Annotated in this window: 15 protein-coding genes; 6 read left to right on the plus strand and 9 right to left on the minus strand. The window is 68.5% G+C overall.

From position 1 onward, the window contains the following. Positions 1-19: 19 nt before the first annotated feature. Positions 20-637: a TetR/AcrR family transcriptional regulator gene (locus tag JHD82_RS07230; protein ID WP_012207452.1), complete on the minus strand. Its 618-nt coding sequence runs from the start codon at positions 635-637 to the stop codon at positions 20-22. 89 nt (positions 638-726) lie between these two features. Here JHD82_RS07230 and JHD82_RS07235 point away from each other — a divergent pair, with 89 nt between their 5' ends. Continuing rightward, positions 727-2232 (plus strand): efflux transporter outer membrane subunit, encoded by a 1506-nt coding sequence (locus JHD82_RS07235; protein WP_199135846.1) that lies wholly within the window; start codon positions 727-729, stop codon positions 2230-2232. A gap of 139 nt (positions 2233-2371) precedes the next feature. Then, positions 2372-2698, plus strand: coding sequence for a hypothetical protein (locus JHD82_RS07240; protein ID WP_047326459.1), 327 nt, complete (start codon positions 2372-2374; stop codon positions 2696-2698). Between the two features lie 82 nt (positions 2699-2780). On the opposite strand, the gene JHD82_RS07245 is transcribed toward JHD82_RS07240, so the two are convergent. Then, positions 2781-3248: a nuclear transport factor 2 family protein gene (locus JHD82_RS07245; protein ID WP_016445466.1), complete on the minus strand. Its 468-nt coding sequence runs from the start codon at positions 3246-3248 to the stop codon at positions 2781-2783. An 85-nt stretch (positions 3249-3333) separates the two neighbouring features. Here JHD82_RS07245 and JHD82_RS07250 point away from each other — a divergent pair, with 85 nt between their 5' ends. From JHD82_RS07250 to groL, 3 genes are all read left to right on the plus strand, one after another. Further along, entirely contained in the window at positions 3334-3918 is a 585-nt protein-coding gene (locus JHD82_RS07250) for a TetR/AcrR family transcriptional regulator (protein WP_199135847.1), read from the plus strand. Between the two features lie 185 nt (positions 3919-4103). After that, a complete protein-coding gene (locus JHD82_RS07255) occupies positions 4104-4394 on the plus strand; it encodes a co-chaperone GroES (protein ID WP_012207457.1) in 291 nt (96 codons plus the stop codon). A 46-nt stretch (positions 4395-4440) separates the two neighbouring features. Then, the gene (gene groL / locus JHD82_RS07260) at positions 4441-6084 is read left to right on the plus strand and encodes a chaperonin GroEL (RefSeq protein WP_012207458.1); all 1644 of its coding nucleotides are present in this window, start codon (positions 4441-4443) and stop codon (positions 6082-6084) included. A gap of 109 nt (positions 6085-6193) precedes the next feature. Here the strand turns inward: groL and JHD82_RS07265 are convergent, their stop codons facing one another. Both JHD82_RS07265 and JHD82_RS07270 read right to left on the minus strand, forming a co-directional pair. Next, the gene (locus JHD82_RS07265) at positions 6194-7471 is read right to left on the minus strand and encodes a PLP-dependent aminotransferase family protein (protein ID WP_199135848.1); all 1278 of its coding nucleotides are present in this window, start codon (positions 7469-7471) and stop codon (positions 6194-6196) included. A gap of 111 nt (positions 7472-7582) precedes the next feature. Beyond that, positions 7583-8998 (minus strand): VOC family protein, encoded by a 1416-nt coding sequence (locus JHD82_RS07270; RefSeq protein ID WP_199135849.1) that lies wholly within the window; start codon positions 8996-8998, stop codon positions 7583-7585. Positions 8999-9164: 166 nt separating this feature from the next. On the opposite strand from JHD82_RS07270, the gene JHD82_RS07275 reads away from it, so the two are divergent. Next, positions 9165-10085, plus strand: coding sequence for a LysR family transcriptional regulator (locus JHD82_RS07275; protein ID WP_012207461.1), 921 nt, complete (start codon positions 9165-9167; stop codon positions 10083-10085). On the opposite strand, the gene JHD82_RS07280 is transcribed toward JHD82_RS07275, so the two are convergent. From JHD82_RS07280 to JHD82_RS07300, 5 genes are read right to left on the minus strand one after another with little or no spacing between them, the layout of a single operon-like run. Then, the gene (locus JHD82_RS07280) at positions 10060-11022 is read right to left on the minus strand and encodes a GTP-binding protein (protein WP_199135850.1); all 963 of its coding nucleotides are present in this window, start codon (positions 11020-11022) and stop codon (positions 10060-10062) included. The genes JHD82_RS07275 and JHD82_RS07280 overlap by 26 nt on opposite strands. Position 11023: 1 nt before the next feature. Then, on the minus strand, positions 11024-12688 hold the full coding sequence (locus JHD82_RS07285; protein ID WP_199135851.1) for an amidohydrolase: 1665 nt from the start codon (positions 12686-12688) through the stop codon (positions 11024-11026). A 19-nt stretch (positions 12689-12707) separates the two neighbouring features. Beyond that, positions 12708-13730 carry an ABC transporter ATP-binding protein gene (locus JHD82_RS07290; RefSeq protein ID WP_013800674.1) on the minus strand — a complete coding sequence of 341 codons (1023 nt, stop codon included), beginning with the start codon at positions 13728-13730 and terminating at the stop codon, positions 12708-12710. Beyond that, complete coding sequence (locus JHD82_RS07295) at positions 13727-14755, minus strand: ABC transporter ATP-binding protein (RefSeq protein ID WP_199135852.1); 1029 nt, start codon at positions 14753-14755, stop codon at positions 13727-13729. Before JHD82_RS07295 ends, JHD82_RS07290 begins: the two co-directional genes overlap by 4 nt. After that, the gene (locus JHD82_RS07300) at positions 14755-15663 is read right to left on the minus strand and encodes an ABC transporter permease (RefSeq protein WP_043790046.1); all 909 of its coding nucleotides are present in this window, start codon (positions 15661-15663) and stop codon (positions 14755-14757) included. The genes JHD82_RS07295 and JHD82_RS07300 overlap by 1 nt, the downstream gene beginning before the upstream one ends. Positions 15664-15666 lie beyond the last annotated feature (3 nt).

Here is a 15666-nt window from a genome sequence, read left to right on the forward strand (position 1 = left end):
ATGGTCACAACTGCGGATTTTAGGGCGACAGGCTTCTCAGCACCAATCCAGCCAGTTGTGCGGGCGCCTCGTCCGCATGGTCGAGGCTGTGCTGCAGCATCACCGGGTTCAGATAGGGGAGCATGACCAGGAAGATGGCGCGCCCGGTTTCATCCAGCGGCGTCTTGCGCTCGAAGTCGCCCCGCTGGCGCCCGGCATCGAGTATCTGCAGCAGCAGCTGATGCATGCGTTCCTCATAGGCCTGCGCTGCCTGCCAGCGCTCGGCCGACGCGGAAATGGCGATCTCGTACAGCTTGCGGTCTTCGGAGAAAAGCCGCAGCGTGACAGCGACGATCGCCTTGAACAGGCGCCGCAGCTGCTCGGGAGGCGCATCCGTGCTGGCGACGGCCTGGCGGATCTCCGCCTCCATCTCCATCAGGCAGTTGGAACAGATCATCTCGCCGATGACCTGCTTGGACTCGAAGAACTTGTAGATGTAGGCCTTGGAAAAGCCGATGGCCTTGGCAAGGTCGGACACCGTGGTTTTCTCGTAGCCGTAGCGGCTGAAATGCTCTTTCGCCGCAGTCACGATCTGTTGCCGGACATCGTGTTCGACCGGGCCGCGCGCAGAGGTCGGATAGACGTTGGTGGTGCTCATGCGGCCTAGCTTACTCCATCAAAAAAATACTATGCAAGTGACCATTTTGGAATATAGTCACAGCGTCACCACGCTTCTGACTGTTGAACATGCCGCGTCTTGCCGCCCCCGTCTTTCTGATGCTCGCCAGCCTCTGTGCAGGGTGTGCGGTAGGCCCTGACTACCAGCCGCCCGCCCCGGCCCTGCCCCAGGCCTACATGGGCAGCCGCGTTCTGGGTGAGACCAAGCCGCCCTCGCCGGCCTCCTCCACGGACCTTGCAGCCTGGTGGGCAGCCTTTGGCGATCCGCAGATGGCGCGCCTCGTCACGGCGGCACTGCAGCAAAACCTGGATGTTGCCCAGGCCGCTGGCCGCGTGCTTCAGGCACGCGCCGGGCTGGATGCGGCGGCAGCCGCCCTGCTGCCGTCGGCCCAGATCTCGGCGCAAACGGCCAGGAGCTATCAGTCGGTCGAGACTCCGCTGGGCCGGGTGCTCGACTCCATGCCGGGGTTCGATCGCTACGGCAGCGCCCAGGAGGCCAACCTCGGAGCCAGCTGGGAGCTTGATCTCTTCGGCGGCCTGCGCAGGGCCAGGCAGGCCTCCCTGGCCGAGTACCAGGCATCGGAAGCCGGCGCCACTGCCGTGCGGCTTGCGGTGGCCGCACAGACTGCGGACACCTATATCCAGATTCGCGGCCTGCAGGCGCGGCTGGCAGTGGCACGCTCGCAAGTGCAAACCCAGCAGCAACTGCGCTCCATCGTCGAACTCCGGTTTGGCAAAGGCCTGGCACCGGAGCTTCAGCTGCGCCAGGTCGAGGGAGCGCTCGCACGGGCACAAGCCACCGTCCCGCCGCTGGAAAATGCGCTCGAGGCCGCGCTCAACGCCATGGACGTGATGCTTGCCACGGCACCCGGCACGCACCGGGCAGAGCTGGCCGAATCCCGCCCGGTCCCCGTGCTGCCAACCCTTTCCCTGGCGGAGGCGCCCGGCGATCTGCTGCGGCGACGCCCGGACCTCATCGCGGCGGAGCGGCGCCTGGCAGCGTCGACCGCACGCATCGGCGTGGCGATCGCCGAGTACTACCCGAAGCTGTCGATCAGCGGCCTGATCGGCAGCGCCACCTCCATCTCCGCAGGCAATCTCTTCAGCGCCGGCGCGTCGCAGGCAAGCGTTGTGGGCGGCCTGCGCTGGCGGCTGTTCGACTTCGGTCGCATCAACGCCCAGATCCACCAGGCGCAGGCACAGGAGGCGGAAAGCCTTGCCGCCTACCGGCAGTCGGTACTGCGCGCCACGGAAGAAGTGGAGAACGCCCTGGTCTCGCTGGACAAGCGGCAGGAGCTGATGGCCGTGCTCGCCAGGGGCGCGGATGCGCTCACGCGGGCCCGGCAGGCCGCAGGCGCCGCCTACGACAAGGGCGTGGTCAGTCTGATCGAGGTGCTGCAGGCGGATGAAAGCCTGCTGGGCGTGCTCGATGCACAGGCGCTGGCACGGACGGAGTCGGCGCGATCGACGGTCGCGATCTTCAAGGCGCTGGGCGGCGGCTGGGCGCCGGAGCCCCTGCCTTCCAGGGCGTTGGCGGCCGCCAGCCACGGTCTTCCCGCCAGCGTTGCCCCCTGAACCTGCCACTTCCCGAAAGGAGCCCCCTTTCCACACAGCAAAGAAACCGAACACCCCTGCGGGACATGCGGCCCAGGCGACCTGCCCAAGCAGGCGGCCGAAGCCATGGCCCGGCTCCACCCACCCCATCTGTCAAACCATGTCAAACACAACCCCCTCCCCCACCGTTGCTGCAGCCGCACGCATCCTGAAGCCGGCGCTTGCGGCCATCGCCTTCTCGACCTGCTTCGCAGCCCATTCGCAGCCGCAAGACGCCTCGGCAGCCACATCGGACGCTGCGCTTTCCCGCGCCGAAGTCATCGCCGATCTCGCACTCTGGCGCCGCGCCGGATTGGACCGCCATGCGGAGATATCGATCTCCTACGGAGTCGAAACGCAGGAATATCGGGCTGCATATCAGGAGTACCTGCGCCTTCGCAACAGCGAGGCGTTCCAGGCGGAGGTCCGCAAGGCGCTGAGTCGGTAAGGCGGAGCTCCTTCCCGCCCAGGCCCCCGCGGCAGCGGCTGGCGACCCCGCTACCTCATGGCGTGGCCCGAGGCCTTGCTGCCTACAGGCCCAGGTCGGACAGACCGGGGTGGTCATCGGGGCGACGCCCCAGCGGCCAGTGGAACTTGCGCTCCGACTCCTGGATGGGCATGTCGTTGATGCATGCGAAGCGCCGGCGCATGAGACCGTCGGCCTCGAACTCCCAGTTCTCGTTGCCGTACGACCGGAACCAGTTCCCGGCATCGTCGTGCCACTCATAGGCGTAGCGGACCGCGATCCGGTTTTCCGCGTATAGCCAAAGCTCCTTGATCAGCCGGTAGTCCAGCTCCTTCTTCCACTTTCTCTCAAGGAGGGCCTGGGCCTCGGCGCGGCTGTTGGCGAACTCCGCCCGGTTGCGCCATTTCGTGTCGGGGGTATAGGCCATCGCGACCTTGGCCGCATCGCGTGTGTTCCATCCATCCTCGGCCAGACGGACCTTTTGGACGGCGCTTGCGAGAGAGAACGGGGGCAGGGGTGGGCGAGTTTCCATGATGTGACCTTTTGAAAAGATGTAGAACGATCTGTCTACATGCGCCACTCTAACGGAGGTGGAACGATCTGTCTACAATGTCTTCATGAAAACTTCCCAGCCATCCTTCGAGTCATTGCCTCCCCGCGAGCGCATCCTGGTGGCCGCCCATGGCCTCTTCTACGCAGAGGGCATCCGGGCCACGGGCGTGGACCGGATCATCGAGCGGTCGTCGGTCAGCAAAGTCACCTTCTACCGCCAGTACGCCAGCAAGGACGACCTGATCCGGGCGTACCTCGACTACCGCCATGAACGGTGGATTTCCTGGTTCCAGGCCAGCCTGGCGCAGGCGACCGCGACGGGCTCGTCCGCGTTGGATGCCCTGTCCGCCACCCTCAGGAGTTGGTTCGGCCAGCCCGACTTTCGGGGCTGCGCCTTTCTCAACGCCGCCGCCGAACTGGGCTCGTCCGACCCTGAGATCCTGGCGACGGTCCGGCGGCACAAGCAGGAAATGTCGTCCGTGCTGGATCGCCTGTTCGATGGCCATCCCGTGTCCGTGGGCGCTGCGCTCACCCTGGTGGCGGATGGCGCCATCGTCCATGCGCAGATGGGCCAGCCGATCGATGAAGTCATGGAGAACTTCAAGTCAGCGGCCGAGGGGGTTGTGAATCGGCCCCTGCCCTTGCGCTAGTGCCGCTGCGGGTGTGCCGTCTTGCGGCACATCGACCCTACCCCTTGAATCCTGGCCGAATTGCCTTATTATTAGCACTCGTTGGGCATGAGTGCTAACAGTCCTCTGTCCCACATTGCTTCGAATGCCGGCCCGCCGGGCCGGCAAGTCTTTGTTTCAACTTTGTTGATGATTTAGGAGTTGGTATGAACCTGCGTCCCCTGCACGATCGCGTGATCGTGAAGCGCCTCGAGAACGAAACCAAGACGGCTTCGGGCATCGTGATCCCCGAGAATGCCGCCGAGAAGCCCGACCAGGGCGAAGTGCTGGCAGTGGGCCCCGGCAAGAAGAACGACAAGGGCGAAGTGATCGCTCTGAACGTGAAGGTCGGCGACCGCGTTCTGTTCGGCAAGTACAGCGGCCAGACCGTCAAGGTCCATGGCGACGAACTGCTGGTGATGAAGGAAGACGACCTGTTCGCAGTCGTCGAAAAGTAATCCGCGCTTCGAAACCGCACTTTCCAACTGAATCCGGAGAATTGAAATGGCAGCAAAAGACGTAGTTTTCGGCGGCGAAGCACGCGCCCGCATGGTTGAAGGCGTGAACATCCTGGCCAACGCGGTCAAGGTCACCCTGGGCCCCAAGGGCCGCAACGTGGTGCTGGAGCGCTCCTTCGGCGCCCCCACCGTGACCAAGGACGGTGTCTCGGTCGCCAAGGAAATCGAACTCAAGGACAAGCTGCAGAACATGGGCGCCCAGCTCGTGAAGGAAGTGGCCTCCAAGACCAACGACATCGCCGGTGACGGCACGACCACCGCCACCGTGCTGGCACAGGCCATCGTCCGCGAAGGCGCCAAGTACGTGGCCGCCGGCCTGAACCCCATGGACCTCAAGCGCGGCATCGACAAGGCTGTCGCCGCCCTGGTGGAAGAGCTGAAGAAGCAATCCAAGGCCACCACCACCTCCAAGGAAATCGCCCAGGTCGGCTCGATCTCCGCCAACTCCGACGAATCCGTGGGCAGCATCATTGCCGAAGCCATGGACAAGGTCGGCAAGGAAGGCGTGATCACCGTTGAAGAAGGCAAGTCGCTGGCCAACGAACTCGACGTCGTCGAGGGCATGCAGTTCGACCGCGGCTACCTGTCGCCCTACTTCATCAACAACCCTGAAAAGCAGGTTGCCCTGCTGGACAACCCCTTCGTGCTGCTGTTCGACAAGAAGATCAGCAACATCCGTGACCTGCTGCCCACGCTGGAAGCCGTGGCAAAGGCCGGCCGTCCCCTGCTGATCATTGCAGAAGACGTCGAAGGCGAAGCCCTGGCAACGCTGGTGGTCAACACCATCCGCGGCATCCTGAAGGTTGTGGCTGTCAAGGCTCCTGGCTTCGGCGACCGCCGCAAGGCCATGCTGGAAGACATCGCCATCCTGACGGGCGGCAAGGTCATCGCTGAAGAAGTGGGCCTGGCGCTGGACAAGGTGACCCTGGAAGACCTGGGCCAGGCAGTGCGCATCGAAATCGGCAAGGAAAACACCACCATCATCGACGGTGCTGGCCAAGCTGCTGAAATCGAAGCCCGCGTCAAGCAGATCCGCATCCAGATCGAAGAAGCCACCAGCGACTACGACCGTGAAAAGCTGCAAGAGCGCGTGGCCAAGCTGGCTGGCGGCGTTGCCGTGATCAAGGTTGGCGCTGCCACCGAAGTCGAAATGAAGGAAAAGAAGGCCCGCGTTGAAGACGCCCTGCACGCTACCCGCGCTGCTGTGGAAGAAGGCATCGTGGCCGGCGGCGGCGTGGCTCTGCTGCGTGCCAAGCAAGCCGTGGGCGACCTGAAGACCGGCGATGCCGAGCAGGACGCCGGCATCAAGCTGATCATGAAGGCCATCGAAGCGCCCCTGCGCGAAATCGTGGCCAACGCCGGTGGCGAGCCCTCGGTGGTGGTCAACGCCGTGCTGAACGGCTCGGGCAACTACGGCTTCAACGCTGCCAACGACACCTACGGCGACATGCTGGAAATGGGTATCCTGGACCCGACCAAGGTGACGCGTACAGCCCTGCAGAACGCCGCTTCCGTGGCATCGCTGCTGCTGACGACCGAAGCCATGATCGCCGAGTCTCCCAAGGCTGAAGGCGGCCCTGCCATGCCCGACATGGGCGGCATGGGTGGCATGGGCGGCATGGGCATGTAATTGCCCGCCGCAACCGGGCAGGCCTTGCGCCATGCCCGGTTTGCCCAGCAAGACAAAGGCCGCCCTCGGGCGGCCTTTGTCATTGCATGAACGCTCTTGCCTATGTCTTTCAGGACACGGCCTGGCCCCAGGCCCGGCCCAGGCGTGCCACGGCCTCGGTGATCTGGGGCACGGTGGGCGCCGCATACGACAGGCGCATGCACAGGCCGGCCTTGTCTGCCGCATCGGCCGGGAAGAAGGCCTTGCCCGGCACATAGAGCACGCCCTGCTCCACCGCTGCCGTGAACAGCGCACGGGCCAGGGCCTGGGAATCGCCCGCAAGCCGCTGCGGCGGCAGCAGCCGGGCCCAGACGAACATGCCCCCCGCAGGCCGCACGAAGCGGATCTGATCGCCCAGCGCCGACTGCATGCCGGAGCACAGCGCATCCATGCGCGCCGCGTACTCGGCGCAGGCCTGGGCCAGCTGGGGCGCATAGCGGCCCGAGCGCAGATAGTGCGCGGCGATCATCTGCGCCAGCGGCGAGGTGCAAAGATCGGCCGTCTGCTTGGCGATGGTGCAGCGGCGCAGCAGTTGGGCGTCGGCCAGCATCCAGCCGATGCGCAGCGCAGGCGCCACGGTCTTGGACAGGCTGGACAGGTAGACCACGGGATTGGCCTGGGCGCCGCACAGCGCCAGGCCCGTTTCGTAGATCGACGGTTCGCGCTGGCCGGCAAAGCGCAGCTCGCCATAGGGATCGTCCTCGACGATGACAAAGCCATGCTGGCGCGCCAGCTCCACCAGGGCCGTGCGCCGCGCCGCGGGCAGCAGGGTGCCGCCCGGGTTGGAGAAGTTGGGCACGGTGTAGAGCATCTTGGGGGCGCGCGCATGGGGCCACTGCGCCAGCAGGCGGGCCAGGGCCTCGGTGTCCAGGCCCTGCTCGTCCGTGGGCACGGCAACGACCTGTGCCTGGGCCAGCTTCAGGGTCTGCAGCGTGGCCGGGTAGGCGGGCACTTCGACCAGCACCGGATCGCCGGGCTCGACAAGCACCTTGACCAGCAGATCGAAGGCCTGCTGCGAGCCCGTGGTCACGATCATGTCGGCCGGCGTGCAGGCAATGCCGCGCGTGGCGCACAGCGCGGCCAGGGCTTCGCGCAGCGCAAGCTGGCCCTCGCTGGCGCCGTACTGCAGGCTGGTGGCGGCATCCTGCTGCAGCGCGGCCATGGCGGCCTGCTGCAAACCTTCGGCATCGAACAGGCTGGGCGATGGATAGCCTCCGGCCAGCGAGAGCATGCCGGCACGGCTCAGGTAGGGAAACAGCTCGCGGATCGGCGAGCCTTCGGGCTGTGCGAACAGCGGGTTGAACAGATGGGCGGTGGGCGACGACGCGCCCTGGTCTGCGGTGCTCATGAAGGCCTCCGGCAAATGGCAAAAACAAAGGGGCGCACGCGCAGGCCTGGCGCCTGTGCATGCGCCCCGGGGAAGGGGATCAACGGTGGCGGGCTCAGCCCGGGTCGGCGCTTATGCGGCGACCTTGGTGGCCTGGCCGCGCAGCGCGCTGCGCAGCTGGTCGATGGATCGCTGCTGGGCCTGCTCGTACAGCGCGATCTCGTCATGCACGCGGGCACCCAGGTCGGCCTCGAAGGCCTGCTGGGCCGCATGGGCCGCGTACTGCTTTTGCTCTTCGCCGCCCAGGTTGGACTGGAAGATGCCGGCCGCGCTCACGGGCAGGAAGTCCTCGTAGACGATGGGCTCGGCCTGGGCCAGGCCGCGGGCGATCAGGGCGTCCAGGTCCGAGGCGGCGGCCGCTGCGGCCTCGCCTGCGGCCAGGGCGGCTCCCTCGTCGCTCAACGTGAAGCGGTAGAAGGCCAGGTCTTGCCGGCGCAGCTGCTCATGGGTGTCGGGGAAAGCCTCGAAGACCTGGGCCAGGCGGCTGCCGTAGTCGGGCGCGGCACTGCCTGCGCTGCCCATGTCGCGCACCTGGGCCAGCAGCTGGTCGTAGAGCGCGCGGCCCTTGCGCGTGAGCGCCACGCCGCGCTGCTCGATCTCGCCGAAGCGCGCCGTGTGCGAGCCCGCGCCCGTGGCATCGCCCGCAAAACGCACGGTCTCCTTGAGCGCCTTGAAGCTGGTCTGGCGCAGCAGGATGGGGCAGGCGCGGCGCGGCGGGCCTTCGACCACGTCCTTGGCGTCCATGCCGCGTGCGGGCATGGCGGCCTGGGCCGCGTCGATGTCCAGCGTGCGCGGCGTCAGGTGGTTGATGTGCGGGCCCTTGAAGCAGACCACGTCGGCGATCAGGCGGTGGGCCTTGTGCAGCGCGTCGTAGGTGGCGCCGTCCACGGTGGACTCGCTGTGCCAGCGGAAGGTCTCCAGCGCCTCGCGCACGAATGCGTCGGCGTCGGCGTCGGCCAGGCCGCCATGGGCTTCGGCCTGGGCGATCAGCGCCAGCGCGCGTTCGGTGAAGATGTTGCGGCGCGCCAGGATGGCGCCCGCCTGGGCCCGCAGCGCCTCGTCGGCAATCAGGTCCAGGCGCAGCAGCGAGGTGAAGACGCGGAAGGGATTGGCCAGCAGAGCGGCATCGCTGACGGGACGGAAGGCCGTGGAGTGCACGGGCACGCCGGCCACCGACAGGTCGTAGTAGCCCACGGGCTCCATGCCCATGATGGCGAACAGGCGGCGCAGCATGGACAGCTCGGCCGCCGTGCCCACGCGGATGGCACCGTGGCGCTCCACGCCCAGGCGGGCCAGCTCGCCGCTGCGCTGCATACGGGCCAGCAGCGCGGGCTCGGCCTGCAGGGTGCGCTGGTTGATGTCGGCCACGAGTTCGATCAGCGTGCCGTACTGGGGCACTTCATCGCGGTACATCTCGGACATGGCGCTGGAAAACCGTGCGCGGATCTCGTCGGAGGGCACGAAGGTGTGGGCAGGCGTAGAGGACATGGTGCTCGTGGGGACTGAAGTTGGAGCCACAGGGCAGCCCTGCGGCAGAGTGGATTCCTGGCACGCATGCTAGGTCTGCGCCTTGAGCCTGGTCAAACGATAATCAGGCCCATAGGTCATTCCCAAACAGAATGCCCCTCCCACGATTGCCCCACCGCCCTCTGCCATGCTGCTGTCCCGCCGTTTCCTGCCCCCCATGTCCCTGCTGTGCGCCTTCGAGGCGGCGGCCCGGCACCAGAGCTTCACGGCAGCTGCGGCCGAGCTGCACCTGACGCAAAGCGCCGTCAGCCGCCAGATCCGCGCGCTGGAGGAGCGGCTGGAGGCAGAACTCTTTGTGCGCGAGCGCCAGACTGTGCGGCTCAGTCCGGCCGGCCAGGCCTATGCCCAGGAGATACGCGGCGCGCTGATGCGCATCTCCACCGCCACGCTGGGCTTTCGCGCCAACCCGCGCGGCGGCAGCCTGAACCTGGCCATCCTGCCCACCTTCGGCACGCGCTGGCTGGCGCCGCGCCTGCCGCAGTTCTTCAGCGCCCACCCGGGCATCACCATCAACCTGACGACGCGGCTGTCCCAGTTCGACTTCCAGCTCGAAGCCGTGGACGCCGCCATCCATTTCGGCCTGCCGCACTGGCCGGGCGCCGAGCTGGCCTTTCTGATGAGCGAGACCGTGGTGCCTGCCTGCAGCCCCGCCCTGCTGGCCCAGCATGGCTTTGCCCAGCCCCAGGACCTGCTGCAGGCGCCGCTGCTGCACCTGGCCTCGCGCCCCGATGCCTGGCAGCGCTGGCTGTCCGTGCACCATGCGCCCATGGCCGAGGGCCAGGGCATGCTGTTCGACCAGTTCGCCACCGCCGCCCAGGCCGCCATCGCGGGCGTGGGCGTGGCCTTGCTGCCACGCTTTCTGATCGAGCGGGAACTGGCCCAGGGCGATCTGGTGCGTGCCCTGCCCCATCTGCCCGAGATGGAAAGCGCCGAGCGCTACTACCTGGCCTGGCCCACGAGCCGCGGCAACTACCCGCCGCTGCAAAGCCTGCGCGAGTGGCTGCAGCAGGCAGCCCAGGATTTCATGCGGGACGGCCCGCAGCCCTGACGCCCGCAGCGCCTGCCACCAGCGCCTGCAGCGCCGCCACCGGCAACTGCCCGGCCAGGCCGATGGCCACGATGGCGGGCACCTGCTGCTGCGCGGGCGCGGGCGCTGATGCGGCACGCAGCCGGCCGCTGCGCCCGGCAAACTGAAGCTCGCTCCACTGGCCCGCCCCGGTCTGCACCACGCCCTTGAGCCGCAGCACGCCAGCCGGCATGGCCTGCAGCCACGCCTGCAGGGCCGTCTCGGACAGCATCCCGGGCGGCTGGCAGGACCAGGTCTCGAACTGCCGGCCATGCAGGGGGCGCGCAGTGCCGGCACCCCATGAAACCTCCCGCACGCCACGCAGCAGGGCTGCGCCGCTGAGCAGTTCCACGGGCACCCGGGCTTCGTGCACATCGCAGCGTTGCGCGGCTGGCGCGTGGCTGGCTATCCAGCCGTGCACGCGCTCCAGGGTCCGGGCATCGGCCAGATCGGTCTTGTTGACGATGACCAGGTCGGCCCGGGCCACCTGGCGCTGCAGCGTGTCGGCCAGCAGCGGATCGGCCGCCTGCCCGGGCAGGGCAGCGGCATCGACGACCACGATGACGCCGTCCAGCGCCAGTGCGGGATCGGCCAGGCCCAATTGGGCAATGCGCCAGGGGTCGGAGACGCCGCTGGCCTCGACCACCACGGCGTCGAAGCGCTCGCGCTGCTGCAGCACGCCAATCAGGGCCATGGAGAGGTCATCGCCGATCTGGCAGCACACGCAGCCATTGGTCAGCGCGATGGTGTCGCCGCTGTGGGCCTTGATCAGGCCTGCATCGATGTTGAGCGCACCGAAGTCGTTGACCAGCACGGCCAGCCGCTGGCCATCCGCATGGCGCAGCCAGTGGTTGAGCAGCGTGGTCTTGCCGGCGCCCAGGAAACCGCCGATGACCGTGAACGGCAGCCGCTGTCCCATGTCATGCCGCCTTGAAGACGCGCCCCGACAGCACCGTGCCCCAGACCCGGAGGTCCTTGAGCACCATGGGGTCCAGGGACAGCGGATCGTCCTCCAGCACGCAGAAGTCGGCGCGCTTGCCGCATTCGATGCTGCCGATCTCGTGGTCCATCTTCAGTGTCCAGGCCGCGCCCAGCGTGACGGCATGCAGGGCCTGGGCCACGGTCAGGCGCTCGGCCGCGCCCAGCACGCGGCCCTTGGGCGTGATCCGGTGGACCGCGCACCAGGCGGTGAACAGCGGCCCCAGCGGCGTGACGGGCGCATCCGAATGGATGGCCAGCGGCACGCCGGCGGCCAGCGCGCTGGCGCAGGCATCGAGCCGCATGGCCCGGTCCGGCCCCATGGTCATCTCGTAGTGCTGGTCGCCCCAGTACCAGAGGTGGTTGGCGAACAGGTTGGCGCACAGGCCCAGCGCCGCCATGCGGCGAAACAGCGGCGCATCGATCATCTGGCCATGCTGCAGCGTGTGGCGGTGGTCGGGCCGGGGCGCGCGGGCCAGCACGCGGCCTATGGCGTCGATGGCGGCTTCGCTGGCCTCGTCGCCATTGGTGTGCGTATGGATGAGCAGGCCTGCGCGGTGGTAGGTCTCGAAATCGGCCTCGTACTGCGCGGGCGCCGTGACCCAGATGCCGTTGGGCGCGCCGTTGTAGTGACCGGGCCAGCGCAGGCGCGCCGAAAAGCCCTGGATGGAGCCGTCCAGCATCATCTTGACCAGGCCGTAGCGCAGCCGGTCGGTGTTGCGCGCCATGAGCGCGCGCACATGCCCGGCACCGGCCTCGGCGCCATGGGTGCCGTGAAACGCCTGGAAGGCCGGCAGGATGCGGATGGGCACCTGGTCGTCGGCCAGCGCGGCCTCCAGCACGCGGCAGTCCTGCTCACCCAGCCTGTTGACCAGGTCGGTGGCCGTGGTCACGCCCTGGCGGCAGGCCAGGCGGGCGAAGGAGCGCACGCCCGCCTCGGTCATGGGCGCCAGCAGGCCGGCGTTGCCGATCTTGCGCAGCACCAGGAACATGGCGGCCGGCTCCTGCAGCTCGCCCGTGGGCTCGCCGGCCAGGGCGTGGCCGGGCGCAAAGCGCACCACGCCCTCGACCTCGTTGTCACGCGTGATCTCGGCCAGGCGCAGCATGGCGCTGTTGACGTTCATCAAATGGCCGTTGGCGTGCGAGATCACGACGGGACGGCCTCCTGCGGCCCGGTCCAGGTGCTCCACCGTCATGCGCTCGCCGCCAAAGTAGATGGGATCGAACCCCCAGGCGATCAGCGGCTGTCCGGGCGGCAGGCCCTGCGCATCCATGCGCGCCGCCACCTCGGCCAGGCGGTCCACCACGGCATCCATGGAGCGCAGGCCGGGCCAGGTCTTTCCGTCGGGGTCACGCCGGTCGAACCAGCCCGTGTATGTCCAATCCCACATGCTGCCTTCCTTGAGGTGGCAGTGGCCCTCCACCAGGCCGGGCAGCAGCACCTGGTCGGCAAAGCGCTCGTCGATGCGGCACTCGCCCCAGGCCGTGCAGCGCGCCAGGTCCCCGACCGCGAGGATGCGCCCGTCGCGCACGGCCACGTGCGTGGCCTCGGGCTGCATGGGGTTCATGGTGATGATCTTGCGGGCGGCGTAGACGGTGATGCTCATGGTGGCGGGTGCTCCGGGTTCACAGGGCCAGCGGCGCGCGCGGCACGCCATCGATGTGGTCCACGCGGATGCAGCGCACCCAGTGGCCGGGGGCGGCTTCGCGCAGCGGTGGCGCCTCGGCCGAGCACGCAGGCACGGCCACGGGGCAGCGCCCGGCGAAGCGGCAGCCCGCGGGCGGGTCGATGGGGCTGGGCGGATCGCCGGCCAGCCGTATGCGCCGCGCCGCACGCTCGCGCCCGCCGCGCACCGTGGGCACGGCCGACATCAGGGCCACGCTGTAGGGATGCAGCGGCCGCGCAAAGAAGGCCTGGCGCGGTGCGCGCTCCACGATCTGGCCCAGGTACATGACGGCGATGTCGTCGCAGATGTGCTCGACCACGGCCATATCGTGCGAGATGAACAGGTAGCTCAGGCCCAGTTCGCGCTGCAGCCGCGCCAGCAGGTTGAGGATCTGGGCGCGGATGGCGATGTCCAGCGCCGACACGGGCTCGTCGCAGACCACGAGTTCGGGCCGCGTGGCCAGGGCGCGCGCGATGTTGATGCGCTGGCGCTGGCCGCCCGAGAACTGGTGCGGGAACAGCTGGCGCTGTTCGGGCCGCAGGCCGACCTGGGTGAACAGCTCGGCCACGCGCGCCTCGCGCTCGGCCGGCGTGCCCACGTCCATCAGGTCCAGCGGAGCGCGCACCGCATCGCCCGCGCGCTGGCGCGGATTCAGCGAGGAAAACGGGTCCTGGAACACGATCTGCATGCGCCGCCTTGCCTGGCGCAGGGCCTCGCCCGACAGGCCGCCCAGGTCGGTATCGCCCAGCTGCATGCGGCCCGCCGTCACGGGCGCCAGGCGCATCACGGCCAGCGCCGTGGTCGTCTTGCCCGAGCCCGACTCGCCCACCACGGCCAGCGTGCTGCCGCGCCGCAGGCTGAAGGACACGCCGTCCACGGCCTTAACCACCTCGGGCCTGCCGAACAGGCCCTTGCCCGGGCGCGGAAAGTGGACCTGGAGATCGTCCACCTGCAAGAGGGTTTCGTCCATGCGTGCGTTCATGCCAGGGCCTCCGTGTGGGCGCGGATGCGGGAAGCGGGAGCGTGCAGCCAGCAGGCCACGCCGTGGGATGGATCATCCAGCGCGGTCAGCGGCGGGGCTTCGCTGGCGCAGCGCGGCTGGGCCTCGCGGCAGCGCGCACGAAAGGCGCAGCCGCTGCCCAGCTCCCAGATCGAGGGCACGACGCCGGGGATCTCGGGCAGCTCGGTGCGCCCGCCTGACTGGCTGCTGCCCAGCTCGGGCAGGCAGGCGATCAGGCCGCGCGTGTACGGATGGGCGGGCGCCGACAGCACCTGTTCGCAGCGGCCCTGCTCGATCACGCGGCCCGCATACATGACCATGACGCGGTCGGCCATCTCGGCCACGGCCCCCATGTCGTGCGTGATCAGCACGATGGCCGTGCCCTTTTCGCGCTGCAGCTCGCGCAGCAGGTCGAAGATCTGCGCCTGCACGGTCACGTCCAGCGCCGTGGTGGGCTCGTCGGCGATCAGGATGTCGGGCCGGCAGGCCAGGGCCATGGCGATCATCACGCGCTGGCGCATGCCGCCCGACAGCTGGTGCGGGTACTCGTGCACGCGCCGCTCGGGTGCGGGGATGCCGACCTGCCGGAGCATCTCCACCGCGCGCTGGCGCGCGGCGCCCGCGTCCAGGCCAGCGTGCAGGCGCAGCGGCTCGGCGATCTGCTCGCCCACGGTGAGCACCGGGTTCAGCGAGGTCATGGGCTCCTGGAAGATCATGGAGATGCGGTTGCCGCGCACCTGGCGCATATGGGCCTCGCCGGCGGCCACCAGGTCCTCGCCCTGGAAGCGCACCTGCCCGCCCGTGATGCGGCCCGGAGGCGAGGGAATGAGGCGCAGCAGCGCCAGCGCCGTCATGCTCTTGCCGCAGCCGGATTCGCCGACCACGCACAGGGTCTCGCCCGCGCGCAGATCGAAATCCACGCCGTTGAGCACCGTCGCCTGGCCGCGCCGGCCCTGGAAGGCCACGCGCAGGCCGCTCACTTGCAGCAGGGGGGTGTCGGTGTCCATCAGCGCTCCCTCAGCTTGGGGTTGAGTGCATCGTTGAGGCCGTCGCCGATCAGGCTGACGGCCAGCACGGTGACGAAGATGGCGGCACCGGGAAAGGCCACGGCCCACCAGCACGACAGCAGGTATTGGCGGGCCGACCCGATCATCAGGCCCCAGCTCATCTGGTTGGGGTCCCCCAGGCCCAGGAAGGACAGGCCGGCCTCGAACAGGATGGCGGCGCCCACGGCCAGCGTGGCCGACACCACCAGCGGCGGCAGCGCATTGGGCAGGATCACCTTCCAGATGATGCGGCCGTGGCGCGCGCCGATGGCGCTCTCCGCGCGCACGAATTCAAGCTGGCGGATGCGCATGAACTCGGCCCGCGTGAGCCGCGCCGTGGCCGGCCAGCTCACGCTGCCGATGGCCAGCGTGACCGTCACCAGCGAGGGCGAGAACAGCGTGACCACCACCATGGCGAACAGGAGCGCAGGCAGCACCTGGAAGAACTCGGTCACGCGCATCAGCAGGGCATCGACGCGGCCGCCGTAGTAGCCCGCCATCGCCCCCAGCGTCACGCCGATGCACACCGACAGCAAAGCCGCGAAGGCGCCCACCATCAGCGTGGCGCGGCCGCCGTGGATGATGCCCGTGAGCACGTCACGCCCCAACTGGTCGCTGCCCAGCCAGGCCTCCTCGCTGAACGGCGGGCTCAGCGGCATGGTGCGGATCTCGAACGGGTCCGCAGGCCAGATCCAGGGGCCGGCGATGGCCACCAGCAGCACGATGAGCAGCATGGCCATGCCGGCAATGGCCGAGGGGTTGCGCAGGAACATGCGCAGCGCTTCGCGCGCCGGGTGCTCGGCATGGGCTGCGGCCTGCGGCGCGGCGACGCTCGGCACGGACACGGAAGGTGGTGTGATGGCATTCATGGT

The sequence above is a fragment of the Delftia sp. ASV31 genome, from assembly GCF_016428765.1.
In the GTDB taxonomy this organism is placed as follows: domain Bacteria; phylum Pseudomonadota; class Gammaproteobacteria; order Burkholderiales; family Burkholderiaceae_C; genus Comamonas; species Comamonas acidovorans.